Origin of the sequence: Qipengyuania qiaonensis, assembly GCF_019711515.1 — a bacterium.
Classification (GTDB): Bacteria; Pseudomonadota; Alphaproteobacteria; order Sphingomonadales; family Sphingomonadaceae; genus Qipengyuania; species Qipengyuania qiaonensis.
In genome coordinates, this window is sequence record NZ_JAIGNO010000001.1 from 451,558 (window position 1) to 471,992 (window position 20,435).

Here is a 20,435-nt window from a genome sequence, read left to right on the forward strand (position 1 = left end):
GCCTCCCGCACCGAAACCCGCTCATGCCGAGCTTGTCGAAGCATAGGCAGAGGGCTGGCGTCGCGCATGGCCTTCGGCAGGCTCAAGCTGAGCGGATGTGGCGCCGGGCGGATCATTTCGACCACTCCGGATATTTCTCGGCCCACGCGGGGGCTTCCTTTTCCATGTACGCTTCGCAGGACCCGCGCGCGAGATCGCGGACGCGGCCCATATAGCTGGCGCGTTCCTGCACGCTGATCACACCGCGGGCCTGCAAGAGGTTGAAGATGTGGCTGGCTTCGATCGCCTGCTCATAGGCGGCGATGGGCACATCGGCGGCGAGTGCGTTGCGACATTCGGCCTCGGCCTTGCCGAACAGATCGAACAGCGCGTCGGTCTCGGCGACCTCGAAGTTCCACTTCGACATCTGCTTCTCGTTCTCGAGGAACACGTCTCCATAAGAAACGCCGTGGCCGTTGAAATTCAGGTCGTAGACGTTGTCGACGCCCTGGATGTACATCGCGAGGCGTTCGAGCCCGTAGGTCAGCTCGCCAGCCACCGGCTTGCAGTCGAACCCGCCCATCTGCTGGAAATAGGTGAACTGGGTGACTTCCATCCCGTCGCACCAGACTTCCCAGCCCAGCCCCCAGGCGCCCAGCGTCGGGCTTTCCCAATCGTCCTCGACAAAGCGGATATCGTGCTTGAGCGGATCGATACCGATGACTTCGAGGCTCTTGAGATAAAGGTCCTGAATATCCGGCGGGCTCGGCTTGAGGATCACCTGATACTGGTAGTAGTGCTGCAACCGGTTGGGGTTTTCGCCATAGCGGCCGTCGGTCGGGCGACGGCAGGGCTGGACGAAGGCCGCGTTCCACGGTTCCGGCCCGAGCGCGCGAAGGGTGGTCGCGGTGTGAAAGGTCCCCGCCCCCATCCGCATGTCGTAAGGCTGGAGGATGAGGCAGCCATGCGCGCTCCAGAAATCGTGCAGCGCAAGGATCATGTCCTGGAAGGAATGCGCGGGGTTTCGTTCGGGATTGCGGTCCATGGCGCGCGGCAATGGCGCAAGCGGTTTCGAGGGTCAATGCCGCAACATGACCGACCCGTCGATGGAAGGGGATCGCGACATCATGTCAGGTAATCTTGACATTGACAGTGAATCGCGACATATAGTCATGTAGACCTGACATTGTGTCGGGTCGGCACGACGGAGAGACCGATGCTCAAAGCCCGTAAATGCTGCAACCGTCCCATGACCAAGGACGAAGCCGTCATCCTCTGGATATCGATCGGCATCTGCATTTATGCCGCGGTGGGACTGTAGGGAGCGGGAGATGTTCCCGATGAACGCAACTCGCCCGAACGATCTGCGCGACAAGGCGCCGGGGATTCTCGCCAATATCACCTTCCTGCTCGCAGGTTACGCTGTTGGCGACATCATCGCGACGCTCCAGCGCGCCCTCGCCTGACGAGATGACGCGTGTCCGATCGAGCAAACAGCAAGCTGCCAGTCAGCTTTGCCGAAGCCTGAGCGCATGAAGAACCGCCTTCGCGTTCTGCGCGCCGAGCGCGAGTGGAGCCAGGCCGAACTGGCCGGTCGACTCGACGTCTCGCGCCAGGCTGTAAACGCTATCGAGACCGGCAAGCACGACCCCTCGCTCGGCCTTGCCTTCAGGATTGCCCGGCTGTTCGACATGCCGGTCGAAGAAATCTTCAGCGATGGGGAGGACTGACACATGACATCGGACGACCAACCTGGCCCCGGCCTGCGCAAGACGCGCAAGAGGCGTCGGCGGCAGCTTTATTACATGGGCACCGCCGTAGTGTTGGGTGCGCTGATCGGCGCCCTGCTCGCGCAACCCGACAGCGAACGCAGCTTTTTCGGCCCCGATGTCACGGGCCTGACCCTCGATCCCATGGCCGCTATCGGAATTAGCGCCCTCATTCTGTTCTCGCTGCTGATTTTCCCGTTGTGGGGGTTCACCCAGATCGACGAACACCTGCGCGAACAGAACCTGATCGGCTCCGTCGGTGGTACCATGGCCGTGCTCAACGGCTACCCGGTGTGGCTCATGCTCTACGCCGGCGGCTTCGTGGATGAACCTCACGCGTTCGGCCTCTTCCTCCTCGCATTCGGCGGCACGATTATCTCGTTTCTGGTCGCGAAAGCGAGGGATTGGTTACCTTTGTGAATCTCTTTGCGAATATGGAGGACCCAAGATGAAAACTTCAAAGCTTCTCGCGCTCTCGCTTTGCCCCGCCGCCCTTGCCCTGCAGGCTTGTGCGAGCAATCCCGATGCCGAAGGCGGCGTGGCTACCACCGCTGCGCAGGCGGGCAAGCCTGCCGGTACCTCGGGGCCCGGCCTTTGGAAGGTCGCCGACGAGGATACGACGATCTATCTGTTCGGCACGGTTCACGCGCTTCCCGAAAGCGTGGAGTGGTACGAGGGCGAGATCGAAACCGCCCTTGCTACATCGCAGGAGCTGGTGACCGAGATTCCCGGAGAAGCGACGGGCGACCCCGCCTCCCAGCAGATGGTCATAACGAAGGCCATGCTTCCTGTCGACAAATCCTTGCGCGATATGCTCGCCGATCCCCAGCGCGCGAGTTACGAGGGCGCGCTCAACAAATTGGGCATGCCCCCGGCGTCATTCGACCGTTTCGAGCCCTGGTTCGCGGGGATGACCCTGGCCGTGATGCCGCTGATGCAAGCCGGCTACAAAGCCGAAAGCGGCGTCGAACTGAAACTGGAAGAGCTGGCACCGGCCGATGCCGCGCGTGGCGCGCTGGAAACGCTGGAGTGGCAAATCGATCTGTTCGACACGCTGCCGGTGGAATCGCAGGTTTCGTTTCTGATGGTTTCCGCCGACAATATCGACGAGATCGTGCCGATGATGGATCGAATGGTGGCCGAATGGCTTGAAGGCGACGCCGACGGTCTGGCGGCGCTGATGAACGAAGGGTTGACCGATCCGGCGCTGGCCGATGCATTGCTGTACAAGCGCAATGAGCGGTGGGCGGAATGGATCGATGACCGGCTCGACAAGCCCGGGACCGTTTTCATTGCCGTGGGTGCGGGCCATCTGGCCGGGCAGCAAAGCGTGCAGGATTATCTCACGGGACGCGGCCTGTCGGTGACGCGCGTTCAGTGATCGCTCGGATGGGCGGCTTCGCATATGCCGCCCATCCAAGCTAAGAGGAATCAAACGGAGAAGTTGTGAGTCTGCCCCGCTATCCCTTTCTTCATATCGCGGTGGCGCTGTTGCTCGGCGCCTGCAGCTCGCAGGCCGATGTAACCAAACCGGATGGGCCCCACCCTGCTCTTTGGGAAATCACCGACGGTTCGGGAACGGTCGAAGGTTGGATGTTCGGCACGATCCATGCCTTACCAGACGACACCAGATGGCGCTCGCCACGGCTAGACGAGATTGTCGGCAAGGCCGACATGCTGGTGGTGGAAGTCGCCAATCTGGAAGATGGCGCCGAACTTTCCAGCCTGTTCGAACAACTGGCCTTCGACCGTCCGGGCGGGCCGATCGCACAGCGGATCGATCCCGAACTGCGCAGCGAATTCGACGCGTTGGTCGTTAGGGCGAAGGTCCGCCGCGACTATTTCGATCCCATGGAAAGCTGGGCGGCGGCGCTGGCCCTGTCGCAGGTCGCGCAGTCATCCAAGTCGGAGAACGGGGCCGACCGAGCGCTGCTCGCGAGCTTCGAGGGCGGTGAAATCGTTGAACTGGAGGGTGCACGCCGCCAGTTGGAGATGTTCGATCGCCTGCCCGAGACGGAACAGCGCGACCTTCTGAATGCCGTGCTGGAGGAATCAGCCGAATACGAAGCGGATATCGGTGCGCTTGCCAAGGCGTGGCTGGCCGGCGACATCGAAAGGCTTTCCCAATTGACCCGGCGCGGAATACTCGCCGATCCGGAACTGGAAAAGGTGCTGCTTCACGATCGCAACGCCAATTGGGCAGCGCAGATCGAGAACCTCCTTTCGACCGACGAGCGACCTCTGATCGCCGTTGGCGCGGGGCACCTCCTGAGCAGCGGGGGCCTGCCGGCAATGCTCGAAACGCGCGGATACACGATCAGAAGGCTCGAATAGCGTCCATTCGGTCGGTTACCGCTTGCCTTTCGCCCGCTTCCTGCTAAGCGCCCGCCCTTCGGCATCATGGTCATCCCTGGAGGCGTGATGGACCGAACAACCAATATGCATTCGAAAGGTACGTGACATGAGCGACGCTCTGACCCTGCCGGCCGAGGCGCGCGAACGGGCTGGCAAGGGAGCCTCCCGTCAACTTCGCCGCGAAGGCCGTGTTCCCGCCGTTATCTATGGCGGCAAGGAAGAACCCACCCTGATCCATGTGGAAGCCAAGGAACTGGTGCGCCAGCTCGACACCGGCCACTTTATGAACTCGATCGTCGAGATCGAACTGGGCGGCAAGAAATTCCGCACGCTTCCCAAGGACGTGTCGCTTCATCCGGTCAGCGATCGCCCCGAGCACGCCGATTTTCTCCGCCTCGCCAAGGGCGCGAAGGTCGAAGTGAGCGTTCCGGTCGTCTTCATCAACGAAGAAGCATCGCCGGGCCTGAAGAAGGGCGGCGTTCTCAACGTCGTACGCCACGAACTCGAACTGGTCTGCGATGCAGACAAGATCCCGAGCGAGATCGAACTCGACGTCACCGGCAAGGAAGTCGGCGACTCGATCCACATCAGCGAAGTGACGCTGCCCGACGGCAGCGCAAGTGCGATTACCGATCGCGACTTCACCATCGCCACCCTGGTCGCACCTTCGGCGCTCAAGAAGAGCGAAGGCGACACCACGACTGCCGATGCCGGCGATGTGCCTGCAAGCGAGCAGGAGGCCGAGGATGGCGAAGAAGAAACCACGGAAGAGGAAAAAGGCGGCGAGGAGTAATCCTGCCACCCTCACCCGGGTTTCACGAAGCGCCGGTCCTGCAAGGGGCCGGCGTTTTGCTTTTGCGATGTGTGGAGATAGGGGATCAGGATGCAGATCTGGACAGGCCTTGGAAATCCCGGACCGCAATATGCGATGCATCGGCATAATGTCGGCTTCATGGCAGTTGACGTCATTGCCGAAATGTACAGCTTCGGTCCGGTCCAGAAGAAATTCTCCGGGTGGGTGCAAGAAGGGCGGATCGGCACGCAGAAGATCCTGTTGTTGAAGCCCGCCACTTTCATGAACGAAAGTGGCCGCGCGGTGGGAGAAGCGCTACGTTTCTACAAGCTGGAGCCCGATGCCATGACCGTGTTCCACGACGAGCTCGATCTAGCTCCGTTCAAGGTCAAGGTGCGTACCGGTGGCGGTTTGGCCGGGCACAACGGCCTCCGCTCGATCAACCAGCACCTCGGCCCCGATTTCCGCCGCGTGCGGATCGGGATCGGTCATCCGGGATCGAAGGAGCGCGTGCACGGTCATGTGCTGGGCAACTACGCCAAGGCGGAAATGGATTCTTTGACCGACATGCTCGCAGGCATCGCCGCCGAGGCCGAATGGCTCGCGAATGGTGACGATGCGCGCTTCATGAGCGATCTCGCACTACGTGTGTGACCCAGTGGAGCTCTGCTCGGATGATATGTCCCGAGCCGAGACAGCCGCCGCCCAACAATCGATTTTTAGCTTTCCGCTGTTAGGAGCGAAGCACGATTCATCAGGGGGATATTCGATGCGCTTGCTTCAGACGGTACTCTTATCGGCAACATTGCTTGCTACAGCGACTTCAGCTGCTGCGATGACGCGCCCGCCGGGCGATACGGGCGGCGGCGGCAAAGACGGTGGTACTTCCGTGCCGGAACCCGGCTCTATCGCTATGATGGCTACCGGTGTTGCAGGCTATGGCGCCGCCGTTGCGCTGTATCGGCGCAAGAAACGCAAAGAAAAGCGCTAAGCTTCCGCAGTCTCGCCTGTCGGGACAGGTTCCGGGAAAGCTTCAAGGCCGAGTTCTGCTTCTTCGCACGTGACGCGCTGGCCAACCGCGCCATACCGCGTCATTGTACGAAGGAGAGGAGACTCGCCATGGCCGAACTTACTCGTCGTACGCTGCTTGCCGGGGCTGCTGCCACCGGTGCGCTTGCCGCCACTACGACGCTTGCCCAGCACGACAAGATCGAGGCGTTGCCCGACCTCAGTGGCAAAACAATCCTGATCACGGGGACATCGTCGGGCTTCGGACGCTTGGCGAGCGAACACTTCGCGCGAGCGGGTGCAACCGTTTTCGCGACCATGCGCAACACCCCACGCCCGGAAGCAGACGAACTCAAACAGCTGGCCAGCGACGAGAAACTGGACATCCACGTCCTTCGCCTCGACGTCCTGCTCGATGAAGAAGTTACCGAAGCGGTCGCCACGGCGGAGCGGGAAACCGGCCGGGGACTCGATGTTCTGGTCAACAATGCCGGCATCGGCATAACCGGACCGGTAGAGGTGCAGGACATCGAGGCAACCAAGCTTGCCTTCGATACCAATGTTCTGGGTTATCATCGCCTTACCCGCGCAGTCCTGCCCGGCATGCGCGCACGCAAGCAGGGCCATATCTTCGCCGTGTCGAGCCAGCTCGGGCGGGTGATCGTTCCACATGCGGGCCATTATTCGGCGACGAAATTCGCCGTCGAGGCGATGTTCGAACAACTCGCTTACGAACTCGTGCCGCACAATATCGGTGTGACTGTGATCGAACCGGGGGGCTATCCGACCAGGGTCTGGGTCAACCGCAACCGTTATTCTGCAGAGCTCAAGGCGCGCGCCTCCGACCTGCATACGGATGGCTATCCAAAGATAGTAGCGCGCATGGGGGAAGAAGACGGATCGGGCCGCAGCGCCGACCCGATGGACGTACCGCGGGCCATGGCCAAGGTGCTCGGCATGGCGCCGGGCACGCGCCCGGTTCGGGTGCCCGTGAGCGGCGGCAGTATCCCTCAAGTTGCCATCAACGATATCTCCGCAAAGACGCAGGTAGACTGGTTGGGCGAAAGTCCCCTCGGTCCGCTCATTCGTGCCGTGCATAATGCCTGAAATGACCGAGACGACGCGGGAACTGCCGCGCTGGAAAATCGCCGCTGCGATGATCGTTCAAGCCATGGCATTTGTCTCACTTGGATTGGCTCTCTGGTATCTAGCCGGCCGGGATGCGACGAATTTCGTCTCTCCCAGTGTAAAAAGCTTTCTCCTGGGCCTGCTCGTCGGGCTGGGCCTGATCGCTGTATTCGCCGTGTTGTGGCGCAAGTTTCCACACACTGGGGAGAAGCTCGTCCGCGTGCAGGCCCCGACCTATCGGTTTCTGGGACGTGATCTCACTTGGCCGATTGTCGTCCTGATCTCGCTTAGCGCGGGAATAGGTGAGGAGGCGCTCTTTCGCGGAGGCTTGCAGACCTGGCTCGGCACTCACGTCACAATGTCACTCGCCATTGTGTTGGCGGCTTTGGCTTTTGCCGTGCTGCACGGTGCCAAGCTTTTCGTTGCGGGGCTTATCTTCCTCATCGGAAGTCTGTTCGGACTGCTTTATTGGCAGACCGGCGATCTGCTGGCGATGATGGTCGGGCACGCAGTCTACGACGTCTGGGCGCTTCTTTTTCTCAACCGCGAAATGCATCGGCTCGGTCTGTTCGACGAGGTGGATCGAGGTACTGCTCAGGAAGGCGCCACCATACTGGCCAAGTGCGATGCGGCGGGCTAAGGGCGCGGCCAAGCACACAATTTCCGGAGTTTCTGATGGGTTTCCGCTGCGGGATCGTCGGCCTGCCGAATGTCGGCAAGTCCACCCTGTTCAACGCATTGACCGAAACGCAGGCCGCGCAGGCCGCGAATTATCCGTTCTGCACGATTGAGCCGAATGTCGGCCAGGTGGCCGTGCCGGACGAGCGGCTCGACAAGATCGCCGGGATCGCCAAGTCCGCGAAGGTCATCCCGACGCAACTGGCCTTCGTCGACATTGCCGGCCTGGTGAAGGGTGCAAGCAAAGGCGAAGGCCTGGGCAACCAGTTCCTCGGCAATATTCGCGAGGTGGATGCGATCGTCCACGTGCTGCGCTGTTTCGAGGATGACGATATCCAGCACGTCGCCAACAAGGTCGATCCGTTGGCCGATGCAGAAGTGGTCGAAACCGAACTGCTGCTTGCCGACCTCGAAAGCCTGGAGAAGCGGGTTCCCGCTGCCGCCAAGCGAGCGACCGGCGGTGACAAGGAAGCGAAGCTGATGGCCAGCGTGCTGGGGCAGGCGCTGGAACTGTTGAAAGACGGCAAGCCTGCGCGCCTCACCGAACCCAAGGACGAGGAAGAAGCACGTATCTTTCGCCAAGCACAGTTGTTGACGGCAAAGCCCGTACTGTATGTCTGCAACGTGGCGGAAGAAGATGCGGCGAACGGCAATGCGCTGTCCGATCAGGTTTTCGCCAAGGCTGCCGCCGAAGGCGCGGAAGCCGTCGTGGTTTCGGCTGCTATCGAGAGTGAACTCGTCGGCATGCCGATAGAAGACCGCGCCGAATATCTGACCGAACTCGGTCTCGAGGAATCCGGACTCAGTCGCGTAATCAAGGCCGGATACAAGCTGCTTGGTCTGCAAACCTTCTTTACGGCGGGGCCGAAGGAATCGCGCGCCTGGACCTTCCCCGCCGGAGCCAAGGCGCCACAGGCCGCGGGTGAAATTCATACCGATTTCGAGCGTGGCTTTATTCGCGCTGAAACAATTGCCTACGATGACTACGTCGCCCTGGACGGGGAAAGCGGCGCGCGCGAAGCGGGCAAGCTGCGCCAGGAGGGCAAGGAATATCTCGTGCAGGATGGCGACGTCATGCTGTTCAAGTTTAACGTCTGAGGACAATCACATGAACCGGATCGCAGCCGCCCTTGCCCTCGGCCTCGCTAGCCTAGTCGGGGGCTGTGCGACCTATGCCGATGCGCCGGTTGCAAATGCGCCTGCGGAGCAACGCGATCCGGTGACGATCCTCGTTTCGATCGACGGGTTCGCGTCGGACTATCTGGCGCGGGGCCTCACGCCCACGCTCTCCCGACTAGCTGCGGAGGGCGCCAGTGCTCCGATGCGACCTTCGTTCCCGACAAAGACCTTTCCAAACCACTGGACCTTGGTGACGGGACTGGTGCCGGATCACCATGGCATTATCGCAAATCGGATGGAGGATGAGGCCCGGCCTGACGAGCCATTCACGATGGCGACGGTCGATCCCTATTGGTGGAACGAGGCCAAGCCGATCTGGGTGGAAGCGGAAGAAGCGGGGATCCGTAGCGCAGCAATGTTCTGGCCCGGCTCGGCGGTGCCGTGGGGTGGTACGGCGGTGCGTTATGGCCCCGTAACCGACGGCGAGATGGCAAGCGATTGGCAGGCCTTCAGCATGCAGGTTTCGAACACGCAGCGCGTGAATTCCGTGCTGGACTGGCTGCGCCGTCCCGCCGACATCCGCCCAGCTTTCGTGACGCTCTATTTCGACACGGTCGACAGTGCCGGCCACGATGGCGGGCCTGAGAGCGCGGAAGTCGACCAGGCACTGCGCGATATCGACACGCACATCGCCGATCTCGTTGCAGGGCTCGCAAAGCTGGGACAGCCTGCCAATCTCGTGATCGTTTCCGATCACGGCATGGCTGCGACAGGATCGGACAAAATGGTCGTCCTAGCCGATATTGTAGATCCGTCGCTGTACCGCCTCGTCGAAGGCGGAGCCTATGCCACGTTCGAGCCGACAGACGGCAACACCGAGGCACTCGAGAAAGATCTGCTGCGCGATCACGCGCATATGGAATGTTGGCGGAAGGACGAGATTCCCGCGCGCTATCAATATGGCACGCACCGGCGCATTCCGCCCTATTTCTGCCTTCCGGACACCGGCTGGACGATATCGGCCACCGCTCCGGATGCAGCCTGGAGCGGGGGCAATCACGGCTACGACCCCTTTGCCCCGGAAATGGCGTCGTTGTTCATTGCCAACGGCCCGGCATTCCGCGATGGAGTTACGCTGGAAAGCTTCCAGAACACGACCATTGCCCCCCTTCTGCGCCATCTTGTAGGGCTGCCACAGGTGTCGCGTGCAGACGGCAAATTGGCGGATGTTTCCCAAGCGCTTGTTGGGGAAGACTAGGAGTTTGCCGGAACGAGCCAGCGCCCTTCCCGTTGCCATCCAAAGAACAACCGGGAGCCGATGGTGGTCGACAAGTCGAACAAGTTCAGCACGCTGGTACGCGTCGGCTACTTTAGCCGGGCTATTTTATACTCCGTGCTCGGCCTTATCGCTCTGACCAGCGCCGCGCAGATCAGCCAGGGCACCAACGGAATCTTCGATGCGATCGAAGAATTTCCTCTCGGTACGGCCATTTTGTGGCTGATGGTCGTCGGATTGCTCGCCTATGCATTTTTCCGCTTCGCTTCCACATTCTTCGATATCGAGAACCAGGGCAGCGACGGCACCGGTTGGGCTCATCGCATCGGACATGGAGGCAGCGCTGTCGGCCACCTTGCCCTGGCCTATTCGGCCTATAAGTTCGCGACCGCTGGTGGTGATAGTGGAGACGGTGCCAGGGAGGCGGCCTCGGGTATTCTTTCGATGGATTTCGGAGGTGCAGCCCTTGGCATTCTCGGCATTGCGTTTTTCGTGACTGCCGCATTCCAGGCCAAGAAGGGCCTGACCGGAAGTTTCATGAACCGCATCAGTCATGCTGCGCCCGCGCAGACCCGGCTTGTCGGAAGTATCGGTTACGTCGCACGCGCGGTCGTTTTTCTGGTAATTGGGTGGTCGCTGTTCAAAGCGGGCTTCATGTCCGGCGGAGCCGAACAGATCAAGACACTGGGCGACGCTGTGGCGGCGCTGGCTGGTCAGGGCATCGTTTTTACGCTTGTGGCAGTCGGCATACTTGCCTTCGGCTTGTTCAGCGTCGTGTTGGCGCGCTACCGCATCATCCCGGATATGGGCATCGAAGGGCGGGCACCGAAGTTTCGCGCGTAACTTGAAATATACCCAAGGGGGTATATCTGAGAGCCGTGGCGAAGACGGCAAAACTCTATCGCATGGTGATGGACAAGCATGTCTGTCCCTACGGCGTCAAATCGAAATGGTTGCTCGAGCGAGAGGGCTATGCGGTCGAAGACAATCATCTCACGACACGGAAAGAAACCGATGCCTTCAAGGCAGAGCACGGGGTGGCGACCACGCCGCAGACTTTCATCGAGAACGAACGGATCGGTGGCTACACAGATCTGCGGAAGCGTTTCGGATATGACAAGAACAGCGAAAGCGAACCCAGCTATCGACCGGTCATAGCGGTTTTCGCGGTGGGCGCTGCGCTGGCGGTGGCGCTGAGCCAGTTCGTATTCGATGCCCCCTTCACCATTCGCACCGCGGAATGGTTCGTGGCTTTTTCCATGGCGATGCTGGCGATGCTCAAACTGCAAGATGTCGAGCAATTCTCGACCATGTTTGTCGGTTATGATCTGCTTGGTCAGCGATGGGTGCCCTATGCTTATGCCTATCCATTTCTAGAGGCGACCGCCGCAATATTGATGGCGGGACGACTGCTGCCTTGGCTGTCCATCCCGATCGCCTTCGTCATTGGGTCTATCGGCGCGGCAAGTGTATTCTACGTGGTGTACATTCAGAAGCGCAGCATCAAGTGTGCCTGTGTCGGCGGCAGTGCGAACGTGCCGCTGGGCTTCGTTTCCCTGAGTGAAAATCTCGCGATGATCGGCATGGCGATTTGGATGTTGCTTCGTCCGACTTTATAATCCATTGCAATTTGCAATGCAGTTTTACGAAGACATAGAGGTCGGTCACAAGCAGGCCTTCGGGCATTACGATGTCACGCGGGAAGAGGTGATCGCATTCGCCTCGAAATACGATCCGCAACCGTTCCATCTGGACGACGAGGCGGCGGCGCAGACCCATTTCGGGCGGATTTCCGCAAGCGGTTGGCATACCTGCGCCATGACGATGTCGATGCTGGTCGAAAACCTGACAGCCAATCGCCAGGCCGGCCTCGGTTCGCCAGGCGTAGATCAGCTGCGTTGGCAGAAGCCTGTCTACCCGGGCGATACCTTACGCTGCGAGAGTGAGATCATCGAAAAACGAAGAAGTGCATCGCGACCGGAGATGGGAATCTTCAAAAGTCGTCTCACGGTATTCAACCAGCATGATGAACCGGTCATGGAAATGGTTTCGAACGGCCTGATCCGCACGCGCAATCCGGAAATTTCGGAGTAGATTACGCTCCACACTGCGCAATGCCGGACTTGCGATAGACGATCTGGTCGTTGTCATCGTGGATGGTCAATGTAGCGGGATAATCGCTGACTTCGTCGCCCACCCGTTCGCCCGCGCCTTCTTCGATATCGAGCGTCATCGAATAGGCTTTGCCATCATATTTGCGGCGCGCGAGATAGGGCAGCTCCGCACTGCCCATATCCGCTGCAAGAGTGATCATATCGTCGCCACGCAGGAAGTATCCCTTGTCGGCCATGGCCAGCGCAACCGCAGATAGTCCGCCCCCGTCAGGCGCAAAACTGCACCCGGCGCCGTAAAGCTCGTATTTCTCGATCTCCAGATAACGGATGGCGGCCAGTTCGAGTTGCTCGGGCGGCGGGGCCTGGTTCGCCTCGACTTCGGCGACCGCAGCGGCGCGTTCCTCTTCCGTCGGTTCGCTCGAGCAGGCGGCGAGCACCATGGCGAGCAGCAGGATAATCGCGCGCATCAATGCCTCCCGAAAAGTTTCTCGACGTCTTCCATCGATAGCTTGACCCATGTCGGGCGGCCGTGATTGCATTGCCCGGACCGCGGTGTACGCTCCATTTCGCGCAGCAGCGAATTCATTTCGTCGACACGCAATACGCGCCCTGCCCGAACCGAACCGTGGCACGCCATGGTGGCGAGCACGAGATCGAGTTTCTCCCCGAGCAGCAGCGCCTCGCCATTCAGCGCGAGATCGTCGTCGATGTCGCGCAGCAGTTTCTCCGGATCGGTCCTTGCAATGGCATGCGGCATGCTCCGGACAAGCATCGCGGAAGGGCCGAACCGCTCTATCGCAAGGCCGTGTTCGGCCAGTTTCGATGCCGCTTCCTCAAGCCGGTCGCAACTCGTTTCGTCGAGTTCGACAACTTCCGGAATCAGCAGTGCCTGGCTACGCGCCGCAGCTTCCTCTGCCCCGACTGCACGAAGCCGTTCCAGCACCAATCTCTCGTGCGCCGCATGCTGGTCGACGAGAACCAGCCCGTCTTTCGCCTCCGCTACGATATAGGTATTGGCGACCTGGCCACGGGCAATGCCCAGCGGAAAGTTCTCGGCGTCTTCCGCGATTGGTGCGGCTTCCTCCGCCCGACCCCGCGGCTGGGCCATCACATCGGCTTCGACCCCGCGCCACGCGGCATTGGCCTCGGCCACACGCTGTTGCGGTGCGGACCAGTCGCGTCCGTTGAAAATCGAACGGAGTACGGGCGATGGCTCTTCGCCCACCGGCTCCCGCTGCCAACGTCCCATAGCCCCCGCATCCGGCGTCTGCGCGCTTCGCTTATCGCCGGTCGCCAGCGCCTGCCGCAAACCGGAAACGATAAAGCCGCGCACGCCCTGCGCATCCCGAAAGCGAACCTCCGATTTTGCTGGGTGAACGTTCACGTCGACATCTTCGCAGGGAAGTTCAAGAAACAAGGCGAGCACTGCGTGCCGGTCGCGAGCGAGCATGTCGGCGTAGGCACCCCGCACTGCGCCGGTTAGCAGACGATCCTTGACCGGACGCCCATTGACGAAAAGATACTGGTGATCGGCAATGCCGCGATTGTAGGTCGGCAGGCCGGCAATACCCGTCAACTTCATTGCGCCCCGTTCCAGATCGATGGCGACGCCGTTGTCCTTCAGCTCGCGCGCGACCAGTTGCGCTACACGGTTGGCCAGACCCTCGCCGCCCTGGAGCCCGAATATGCGCCGATCCCCGTGGTCGAGCGTGATGGCCACGTCGGGTCGGGCCATCGCAAGCCGCTGAACGACGTCCTTGCACGCGGCATATTCGCTGCGCGACGTCCGCAGGAATTTGCGGCGCGCGGGGATCTTTCCGAACAGGTTCTCCACGCGCACACGGGTTCCAGGCGGCAGAGCGGCAGGACCGTCAACGAGCATTTCCCCGTGATCGATCATGCGCTTCCAGCCCTGTTCGGCATCATGCGGACGGCTCTCAAGCGTAAACCTCGCGACGCTGGCAATGCTCGGCAATGCTTCGCCGCGAAACCCCAGCGTCGCAACCAGCTCGATCGCTTCGCCGGGCAGCTTGGAAGTCGCATGCCGTTCCAGCGCGAGCGCCATCTCATCCGGCGTCATTCCGCATCCGTCATCGGTCACTTCGAGGCTGGTCAACCCGCCATCGACCAGCTTCACGGCAATCCGTGTAGAACCGGCGTCGATGGCATTTTCCACCAGTTCTTTGAGCGCCGAAGATGGACGTTCGACCACCTCGCCGGCGGCGATGCGGTTGACCAAATTCTCAGGTAGGCGGCGGATTTGTGGCATTGACGAACTTTTCTAACGGCGAAGCGCCGTGAATCCGAGACGGTGCGTTTCGCTATCCCCCGTAAGATAGCAGGAAAATTTTGGCATTCCTGCCTTAATATCGCTAAGGCACCGCCACCATTTCCCCCTGGAGAGGTGCGAGCGGGCCGCATCCACTCGCCGGATTACGCGACAACACGGAAAATCGAGTTAAAATGGGCTTCTGGAACAACATCTTCAAATTCGGCGTGCAGAACATGGCGATCGACCTGGGGACCGCCAACACGCTCGTCTATGTTCAAGATCAGGGCATCGTCCTGAATGAGCCGAGCGTGGTAGCGCTCGAAACGATCAACGGCATGAAGCGCGTCAAGGCCGTGGGTGACGATGCAAAGATGATGATGGGCAAGACGCCCGACAGCATCGAAGCGATCCGCCCGCTGCGCGACGGTGTCATCGCGGATCTCGATGTGGCCGAAGAGATGATCAAACACTTCATCCGCAAGGTGAACGGCCGCAAGAGCCTGATGCGCTATCCGGAAATCACCATCTGCGTTCCATCGGGCTCGACCTCTGTCGAGCGCCGCGCCATTCGCGATGCCGCATCGAATGCGGGTGCTTCGCAGGTCTATCTGATTCTCGAACCGATGGCTGCGGCGATCGGCGCCGACATGCCGGTTACCGAACCGGTCGGCAGCATGGTCGTCGATATCGGCGGTGGCACAACTGAAGTCGCCGTACTCTCCCTCCGCGGTCTTGCTTACACGACATCGGTCCGTACCGGCGGCGACAAGATGGATGAAGCTATCGTCTCTTATGTTCGCAGGCACCACAACCTGTTGATCGGCGATGCGACTGCGGAACGGATCAAGAAAGACTATGCGGTAGCGCGCCCACCGGAAGACGGTGTTGGTGAAAGCATTACGATCAAGGGCCGCGACCTTGTGAACGGCGTGCCCAAGGAAATCACGATCAACCAGGGCCACTTGGCGGAGGCGCTCAACGAACCGATCGGGGCCATCGTCGAAGGTGTGCGTATCGCTTTGGAGAATACTGCGCCCGAGCTGGCTGCCGACATTGTCGACCAGGGCATCGTTCTGACCGGCGGCGGCGCGCTGATCGGTGGGCTCGACGATTACCTGCGCGAGGAAACCGGGCTGCCGGTCACCATTGCGGAAGATCCGCTATCGTGTGTGGCGGTGGGCACGGGCCGCGCGATGGAGGACCCGATTTATCGCGGTGTCCTGATGACGGCTTAGGAAGGCAAAGGGGATGGCGCCGACAAGTTCACGGCGCTCGGGGTATTCTCGCAGGGCGCAGTACAATCTCTTTACCGGTTACGTGATCGCGGGCGTCGGCGCGCTGATCGGCGCAATCCTGCTCGCCCTGTCGTTCTTCCAGCCACAATTGTTCGGCGGACTTCGCGGCGCGGCGCAGGACGGCATTTCTCCGGCAACGCAGACCGCCTCCACCGTCCGCACTGGCAGCAAGGGCTTCTGGGACACGATCAGCGGATACTATCGCGCCGGCTCCAAGAATGCCGCGCTCAAGCGTGAAATGGAAATCGCCCGTATTCGCCTTGCCGAAGCCGATGCAGTGAAGCAGGAAAACGTCCAGCTCAAGGGTTTGCTCAATCTTAAAGACGCCGAGACGGAGCCTGTGGCCGTAGCGCGGCTGGTTGGCTCCTCCGCATCGAGTACCCGGCGCTTCGCCTATCTGGGCGCGGGGTCCAACGATGGCGTCGAAATCGGCATGCCCGTGCGCTCGCCCCGGGGGGTGATCGGGCGCATACTGGAAGTCAGCAGCGGCAGCTCGCGCGTCCTCCTGCTGACCGATACCGAAAGTATCCTGCCGGTGCGCCGGTCGAAAGACGAGGTCGTCGCCTTTGCCGAAGGTCGCGGTGACGGCCTGATACGGATCAGGCTTATCAATCTAGGCATCAATCCCTTGAAGCCGGGCGACGTCTTCGTGACCAGCGGTGCCGGCGGATATTATCCGCCCGGCATTGCCGTGGCGATCCTGACCGAGACGACGGATGACGGCGGTGTGGCCCGTATCATCAGCGATCCCGCAGCAACCGGTTATGTCAGCGTCGAGCCGATCTACGAGCCGGAAGCGGTGCTCGGCGCGGAAACGCCGATCGAGCGTGAACTGACCGACTGATGGAACGTAACGATCCACGTTCGCGCAGCGATGCCTATGGCAGCCGGATCAACCGTTCGCATTCCGTGTCGCTGGCGAACGTCGTGCCATGGGCGAGCATCGTTGTCGGCTCGATCCTGCCGATCTTTCCGATCGCTTCCGCATTGCCGATCGTTCCACCCCTGGGATTGCTTATGCTCCTCGCCTGGCGACTTGTTCGCCCCGGCCTGATGCCGGTGTGGGCAGGAATGCCGCTCGGTCTGGTCGACGACCTGTTCAATGGTCAGCCCTTCGGCTTCGCCATCGTCACCTGGTCGCTGGTCATGATCGCCGTCGAGCTGATCGAAACCCGTCTTCCCTGGCGTACCTTCTGGCAAGACTGGTTCACCGCCTGTATATTGATCTTCGGGTACCTGTTCGCAGGCTGGCTGCTGTCGGGTGCTCAACCGACAATTCATTCGCTCATCGCCCTGATCCCTCAACTCGTGCTGACCGTGCTCATCTTTCCCATCTTCGCCAGACTGGTAGCCATGCTCGACCGGTTTCGCCTTACGCGGTGGAAGGCGCTGTGATGCGGCTGAGCAAACGCGCGAAACCGCGCGAGGTCGTGACGCAGTCGACACTCGACAACGCCTTCGACCGGAGGACATTCGTGATCGGCACCGCCATGGGCGGTCTCGGCGTATTGCTCGCCGCGCGCATGGGTTACATCGCCATCGCGGAGAACGAGAAATACGAACTGGAGTCGGAAAGCAATCGCGTCAACCTTTCGCTGATCCCACCGCGCCGGGGCTGGATCCTCGACCGCAACGGCGCGCCGCTTGCCTCGAACCGGGCCGATTTTCGCGTCGACATAATACCCGATCGAACACCCGACACCGAGGCGACGATCGCCGCGCTCACAAAAATCCTCAGCCTTGACGAAAACCATGCGGCGGATATCCGCAAACACATAGACGACGGTCCCGGCTACCAGCCGGTCGAGATAGCGTCGGGAATCACTTACGACGAATTCGCCGCGGTCAGTGTGCGGCTGCCGGACCTGCCCGGCGTTGTTCCGCAACGTGGATTTTCGCGTTTTTATCCCACGGGTCCGAGCGTCGGCCACCTGATCGGCTACGTTGGAACGGCCAATGCAGAGGAATATGCAGAACAGGACCGCAATCCATTGCTCGTCACTCCCGGCTACAAGATCGGCAAGGATGCGCTGGAAATGCAGTTCGAGCAGGAACTGCGCGGCGTCCCGGGAGCACGCCGCGTCGAAGTGACCGCTGCGGGCCGCATTGTGCGCGACCTTGAAACTCGGGAGGACGTCCAGGGCGATCCTGTGCGCCTGACGATCGATGGACCGCTGCAGGATTATGCGGCGCGGCGGATCGGTCTGGAAAGCGGATCGGTTGTCGTGATGGATTGTGACACCGGCGATCTGTTGTGCATGGCATCGATGCCCAGTTTCGATCCCAACAGTTTTTCGCAAGGTATCGGCCGGGTCGAGTATGCAATGCTGCGCGACGACGAACGGGTGCCCTTGCGCAACAAGGTGCTCAAGGGTCTCTACCCCCCCGGATCGACCGTCAAACCGATGCATTGCATGGCATTCCTGGATGCGGGCATCAAACCCGACGAAGCGATCATGTGCGGCGGGGGGCGACGCATAGGCAACCGGTTCTTCAATTGCTGGAGCAACCATGGCCGGGTCGACATGGCCAAGGCGATTTACCAGAGCTGCGACAGCTACTTTTATCATTTTGCCCAGCAGATCGGCTTCGCCAAAGTCGCCGAGTGGGCGCACAAGATGGGCCTTGGCGAGGAATTTCCCCTACCGGTAGTAAGCCAGTTCTTCGGGACCGTGCCATCTCCCGAATGGAAGCAACGGCGCCATGAAAGCGAATGGCAGCCCTACGACACGGTGAACTCGTCGATCGGCCAGGGCTATTATCTTACCAGCCCTCTGCAACTGGCCGTCATGAGCGCACGGATGGCAACCGGCTACAAGGTCATGCCGCGCCTTCATCTAACGGGCGAGAAACCGCGTTTCGAGCATTTCGACTTCAGCCCGGAAGAAATCGGCTACGTTCGGCAGGCGATGAGCGACGTAGTGAATGGTCCGGGTACGGCAGGACGGGCGCGCCTGCCATTCGACGACATAAAGATGGCCGGCAAGACCGGTACCGCGCAAGTGGTTTCGCTCAGCGTATCCAACGGCAAGACCGGCCCGTGGAAATACCGGGACCATGGATTGTTCGTATTCTTCGCACCGTTCGACAAACCGAAATATGCCGGTGCGGTCGTCATCGAGCATGGCGGGGGATCGGGCGCGGCATACCCGATCGCTCGGGATGTCATGACCTTTGCGTTTGACCCCGTGAAAGGTATGGAAGCGCTTCGTCCGCTGGAGGAACAATGGGGCGGCACGGCACAGCAGCGACTTTCCAGCAAGTACCGCGCATACGCCGCCGCCCAGGGCGAAACTGTCCCTCCCGCCCCCACGCGCGACGAAGACATCTTCGACCAGGTAGAGGCTGAAGCGCGCTTGGCTGCCCGCCAGCCGGAAAAGATCGCCGAACAATCGACACCGTCGCGCGTGGATGATCGCACGCCCGAGGAGATTTCGCGCTCTTCCGCAGCGACCGTCGCACGCGCGGGCGCCGACGGAAACACGGAATGAGCGGGATCGTCCCCGCGCCGATAGCGCGGCAACCCTGGCAAATGCTGTTCCCGCTGATCGTGTTGATCGGGTTTGGTGCGCTGGTCCTGTTTTCGGCTGCTGCGGGGAGCTGGACACCCTATGCGTCGTCGCACATCGTTCGCTTTGCAGTGTTCCTCGTGATGGCGTTCGTGCTGGCCCGGTTCACGCGCGAACTGGCTATGTTTCTGGCTTTCCCGATATATGCGATCGTACTGGTCATGCTGGTTGCCGTCGAGGCGATCGGGTTCGTTGGCGGCGGAAGCCAACGCTGGCTCGATCTGGGCTTCATGCAGTTGCAGCCGTCCGAACTGATGAAGCCGGCGATCGTGCTGGTTCTGGCACGGTTCTATTCCACTCTGCCGATCGGGATGATCCCGACCTGGCGGGCGCTTGTCCCCGCCGCAGGTCTGATATTGACGCCAGTCGCACTCGTTCTTCTCCAGCCTGACCTGGGCACCTCGCTGGCGATCCTGTTCGGCGGCGCGGTCGTCATGTTTGCTGCGGGACTGCCCATGCGTTGGTTTCTGGGTGCTGCGCTGACTGGAGCTGTGCTTGCGCCAGTCGCATTCTTCTTCGGCCTGCAACCCTATCAGCAGAAGCGCGTCTTCACCTTTCTGGATCCGGAAAGCGACCCGCTTGGCGATGGCTATCACATCACCCAATCCAAGATTGCCATTGGATCGGGCGGGTTCTCCGGCAAAGGCTTTAACGAAGGTTCGCAGAGCCATCTCCATTACCTGCCCGAACCCCATACCGATTTCATCTTTGCCACAATGGCCGAAGAATGGGGTTTCGTCGGCGGACTTGTGGTAATTGGTGCGTTCGCGATCATTTTCGCTTGGGGCCTTTCGGTCGCCCGCGGGAGTGCCGACCGGTTCGGCAAACTGATCGCTCTGGGAATGACCGCGACGGTGTTCTTCTACGTCGCGATCAACCTGATGATGGTGATGGGCCTTGCGCCAGTGGTCGGTATCCCGTTGCCCTTCATGAGCCATGGCGGCAGTTCGATGCTGACCAACATGATCTGCATCGGGTCGCTGATGATGGTCCATCGCTGGAACCGCAAGGCCCCCCGCGCAGGCCTCATACGTTAGGCTGGCGGGGACGCAGCCGCAGTGAAATGCTGCTCGCAACCGG

23 protein-coding genes are annotated in these 20,435 nt (G+C 60.9%); 20 read left to right on the forward strand and 3 right to left on the reverse strand.

Annotated features, from left to right (window positions below):
- Window positions 1–112: 112 nt before the first annotated feature.
- Window positions 113–1,024, reverse strand: coding sequence for a glycine--tRNA ligase subunit alpha (locus K3174_RS02145; RefSeq protein WP_221555246.1), 912 nt, complete (start codon window positions 1,022–1,024; stop codon window positions 113–115).
- Window positions 1,025–1,319: 295 nt separating this feature from the next.
- On the opposite strand from K3174_RS02145, the gene K3174_RS16960 reads away from it, so the two are divergent.
- The 15 genes from K3174_RS16960 to K3174_RS02215 all read left to right on the forward strand — a co-directional run bounded on the left by K3174_RS16960 (window position 1,320) and on the right by K3174_RS02215 (window position 12,199).
- Complete coding sequence (locus tag K3174_RS16960; protein ID WP_282099651.1) at window positions 1,320–1,445, forward strand: hypothetical protein; 126 nt, start codon at window positions 1,320–1,322, stop codon at window positions 1,443–1,445.
- Window positions 1,446–1,511: 66 nt separating this feature from the next.
- Window positions 1,512–1,709 carry a helix-turn-helix transcriptional regulator gene (locus K3174_RS02150; RefSeq protein ID WP_221555247.1) on the forward strand — a complete coding sequence of 66 codons (198 nt, stop codon included), beginning with the start codon at window positions 1,512–1,514 and terminating at the stop codon, window positions 1,707–1,709.
- A 3-nt stretch (window positions 1,710–1,712) separates the two neighbouring features.
- Window positions 1,713–2,168 carry a hypothetical protein gene (locus tag K3174_RS02155; protein WP_221555248.1) on the forward strand — a complete coding sequence of 152 codons (456 nt, stop codon included), beginning with the start codon at window positions 1,713–1,715 and terminating at the stop codon, window positions 2,166–2,168.
- A 28-nt stretch (window positions 2,169–2,196) separates the two neighbouring features.
- Window positions 2,197–3,129 (forward strand): TraB/GumN family protein, encoded by a 933-nt coding sequence (locus K3174_RS02160; RefSeq protein WP_221555249.1) that lies wholly within the window; start codon window positions 2,197–2,199, stop codon window positions 3,127–3,129.
- Between the two features lie 65 nt (window positions 3,130–3,194).
- Complete coding sequence (locus K3174_RS02165) at window positions 3,195–4,082, forward strand: TraB/GumN family protein (protein WP_221555250.1); 888 nt, start codon at window positions 3,195–3,197, stop codon at window positions 4,080–4,082.
- Between the two features lie 127 nt (window positions 4,083–4,209).
- Window positions 4,210–4,896: a 50S ribosomal protein L25/general stress protein Ctc gene (locus K3174_RS02170; RefSeq protein ID WP_221555251.1), complete on the forward strand. Its 687-nt coding sequence runs from the start codon at window positions 4,210–4,212 to the stop codon at window positions 4,894–4,896.
- Between the two features lie 90 nt (window positions 4,897–4,986).
- A complete protein-coding gene (gene pth, locus K3174_RS02175; RefSeq protein ID WP_221555252.1) occupies window positions 4,987–5,550 on the forward strand; it encodes an aminoacyl-tRNA hydrolase in 564 nt (187 codons plus the stop codon).
- Window positions 5,551–5,731: 181 nt separating this feature from the next.
- Complete coding sequence (locus K3174_RS02180; protein ID WP_221555253.1) at window positions 5,732–5,887, forward strand: PEP-CTERM sorting domain-containing protein; 156 nt, start codon at window positions 5,732–5,734, stop codon at window positions 5,885–5,887.
- Between the two features lie 128 nt (window positions 5,888–6,015).
- Entirely contained in the window at window positions 6,016–7,011 is a 996-nt protein-coding gene (locus tag K3174_RS02185; RefSeq protein ID WP_221555254.1) for an SDR family oxidoreductase, read from the forward strand.
- Between the two features lies 1 nt (window position 7,012).
- Entirely contained in the window at window positions 7,013–7,672 is a 660-nt protein-coding gene (locus tag K3174_RS02190) for a CPBP family intramembrane glutamic endopeptidase (RefSeq protein ID WP_221555255.1), read from the forward strand.
- 35 nt (window positions 7,673–7,707) lie between these two features.
- Entirely contained in the window at window positions 7,708–8,808 is a 1,101-nt protein-coding gene (gene ychF / locus K3174_RS02195; protein ID WP_221555256.1) for a redox-regulated ATPase YchF, read from the forward strand.
- Window positions 8,809–8,818: 10 nt separating this feature from the next.
- Entirely contained in the window at window positions 8,819–10,087 is a 1,269-nt protein-coding gene (locus K3174_RS02200; RefSeq protein WP_221555257.1) for an alkaline phosphatase family protein, read from the forward strand.
- A gap of 60 nt (window positions 10,088–10,147) precedes the next feature.
- A complete protein-coding gene (locus K3174_RS02205) occupies window positions 10,148–10,948 on the forward strand; it encodes a DUF1206 domain-containing protein (RefSeq protein ID WP_247711810.1) in 801 nt (266 codons plus the stop codon).
- A 35-nt stretch (window positions 10,949–10,983) separates the two neighbouring features.
- Window positions 10,984–11,724, forward strand: a complete 741-nt coding sequence (locus K3174_RS02210; RefSeq protein ID WP_221555258.1) for a MauE/DoxX family redox-associated membrane protein — start codon at window positions 10,984–10,986, stop codon at window positions 11,722–11,724.
- A gap of 16 nt (window positions 11,725–11,740) precedes the next feature.
- The gene (locus K3174_RS02215) at window positions 11,741–12,199 is read left to right on the forward strand and encodes a MaoC family dehydratase (RefSeq protein ID WP_221555259.1); all 459 of its coding nucleotides are present in this window, start codon (window positions 11,741–11,743) and stop codon (window positions 12,197–12,199) included.
- 1 nt (window position 12,200) lies between these two features.
- On the opposite strand, the gene K3174_RS02220 is transcribed toward K3174_RS02215, so the two are convergent.
- Together K3174_RS02220 and mutL are read right to left on the reverse strand one after the other, a co-directional pair.
- Entirely contained in the window at window positions 12,201–12,686 is a 486-nt protein-coding gene (locus tag K3174_RS02220; protein WP_221555260.1) for a hypothetical protein, read from the reverse strand.
- On the reverse strand, window positions 12,686–14,488 hold the full coding sequence (gene mutL / locus K3174_RS02225; protein ID WP_221555261.1) for a DNA mismatch repair endonuclease MutL: 1,803 nt from the start codon (window positions 14,486–14,488) through the stop codon (window positions 12,686–12,688). The genes K3174_RS02220 and mutL overlap by 1 nt, the downstream gene beginning before the upstream one ends.
- 194 nt (window positions 14,489–14,682) lie before the next feature.
- Between mutL and K3174_RS02230 the strand changes: the two genes are divergently transcribed.
- Genes K3174_RS02230 through rodA form a run of 5 tightly spaced genes read left to right on the forward strand, consistent with a single transcriptional unit; the run spans window position 14,683 to window position 20,392 of the window.
- Window positions 14,683–15,726, forward strand: coding sequence for a rod shape-determining protein (locus K3174_RS02230; RefSeq protein WP_221555262.1), 1,044 nt, complete (start codon window positions 14,683–14,685; stop codon window positions 15,724–15,726).
- Window positions 15,727–15,739: 13 nt separating this feature from the next.
- Window positions 15,740–16,630 carry a rod shape-determining protein MreC gene (mreC, locus tag K3174_RS02235; protein WP_221555263.1) on the forward strand — a complete coding sequence of 297 codons (891 nt, stop codon included), beginning with the start codon at window positions 15,740–15,742 and terminating at the stop codon, window positions 16,628–16,630.
- Window positions 16,630–17,181 (forward strand): rod shape-determining protein MreD, encoded by a 552-nt coding sequence (gene mreD, locus K3174_RS02240; RefSeq protein ID WP_221555264.1) that lies wholly within the window; start codon window positions 16,630–16,632, stop codon window positions 17,179–17,181. The genes mreC and mreD overlap by 1 nt, the downstream gene beginning before the upstream one ends.
- Window positions 17,181–19,277 carry a penicillin-binding protein 2 gene (mrdA, locus tag K3174_RS02245; RefSeq protein ID WP_221555265.1) on the forward strand — a complete coding sequence of 699 codons (2,097 nt, stop codon included), beginning with the start codon at window positions 17,181–17,183 and terminating at the stop codon, window positions 19,275–19,277. The genes mreD and mrdA overlap by 1 nt, the downstream gene beginning before the upstream one ends.
- Complete coding sequence (gene rodA / locus K3174_RS02250; RefSeq protein WP_221555266.1) at window positions 19,274–20,392, forward strand: rod shape-determining protein RodA; 1,119 nt, start codon at window positions 19,274–19,276, stop codon at window positions 20,390–20,392. The genes mrdA and rodA overlap by 4 nt, the downstream gene beginning before the upstream one ends.
- Window positions 20,393–20,435: the final 43 nt, after the last annotated feature.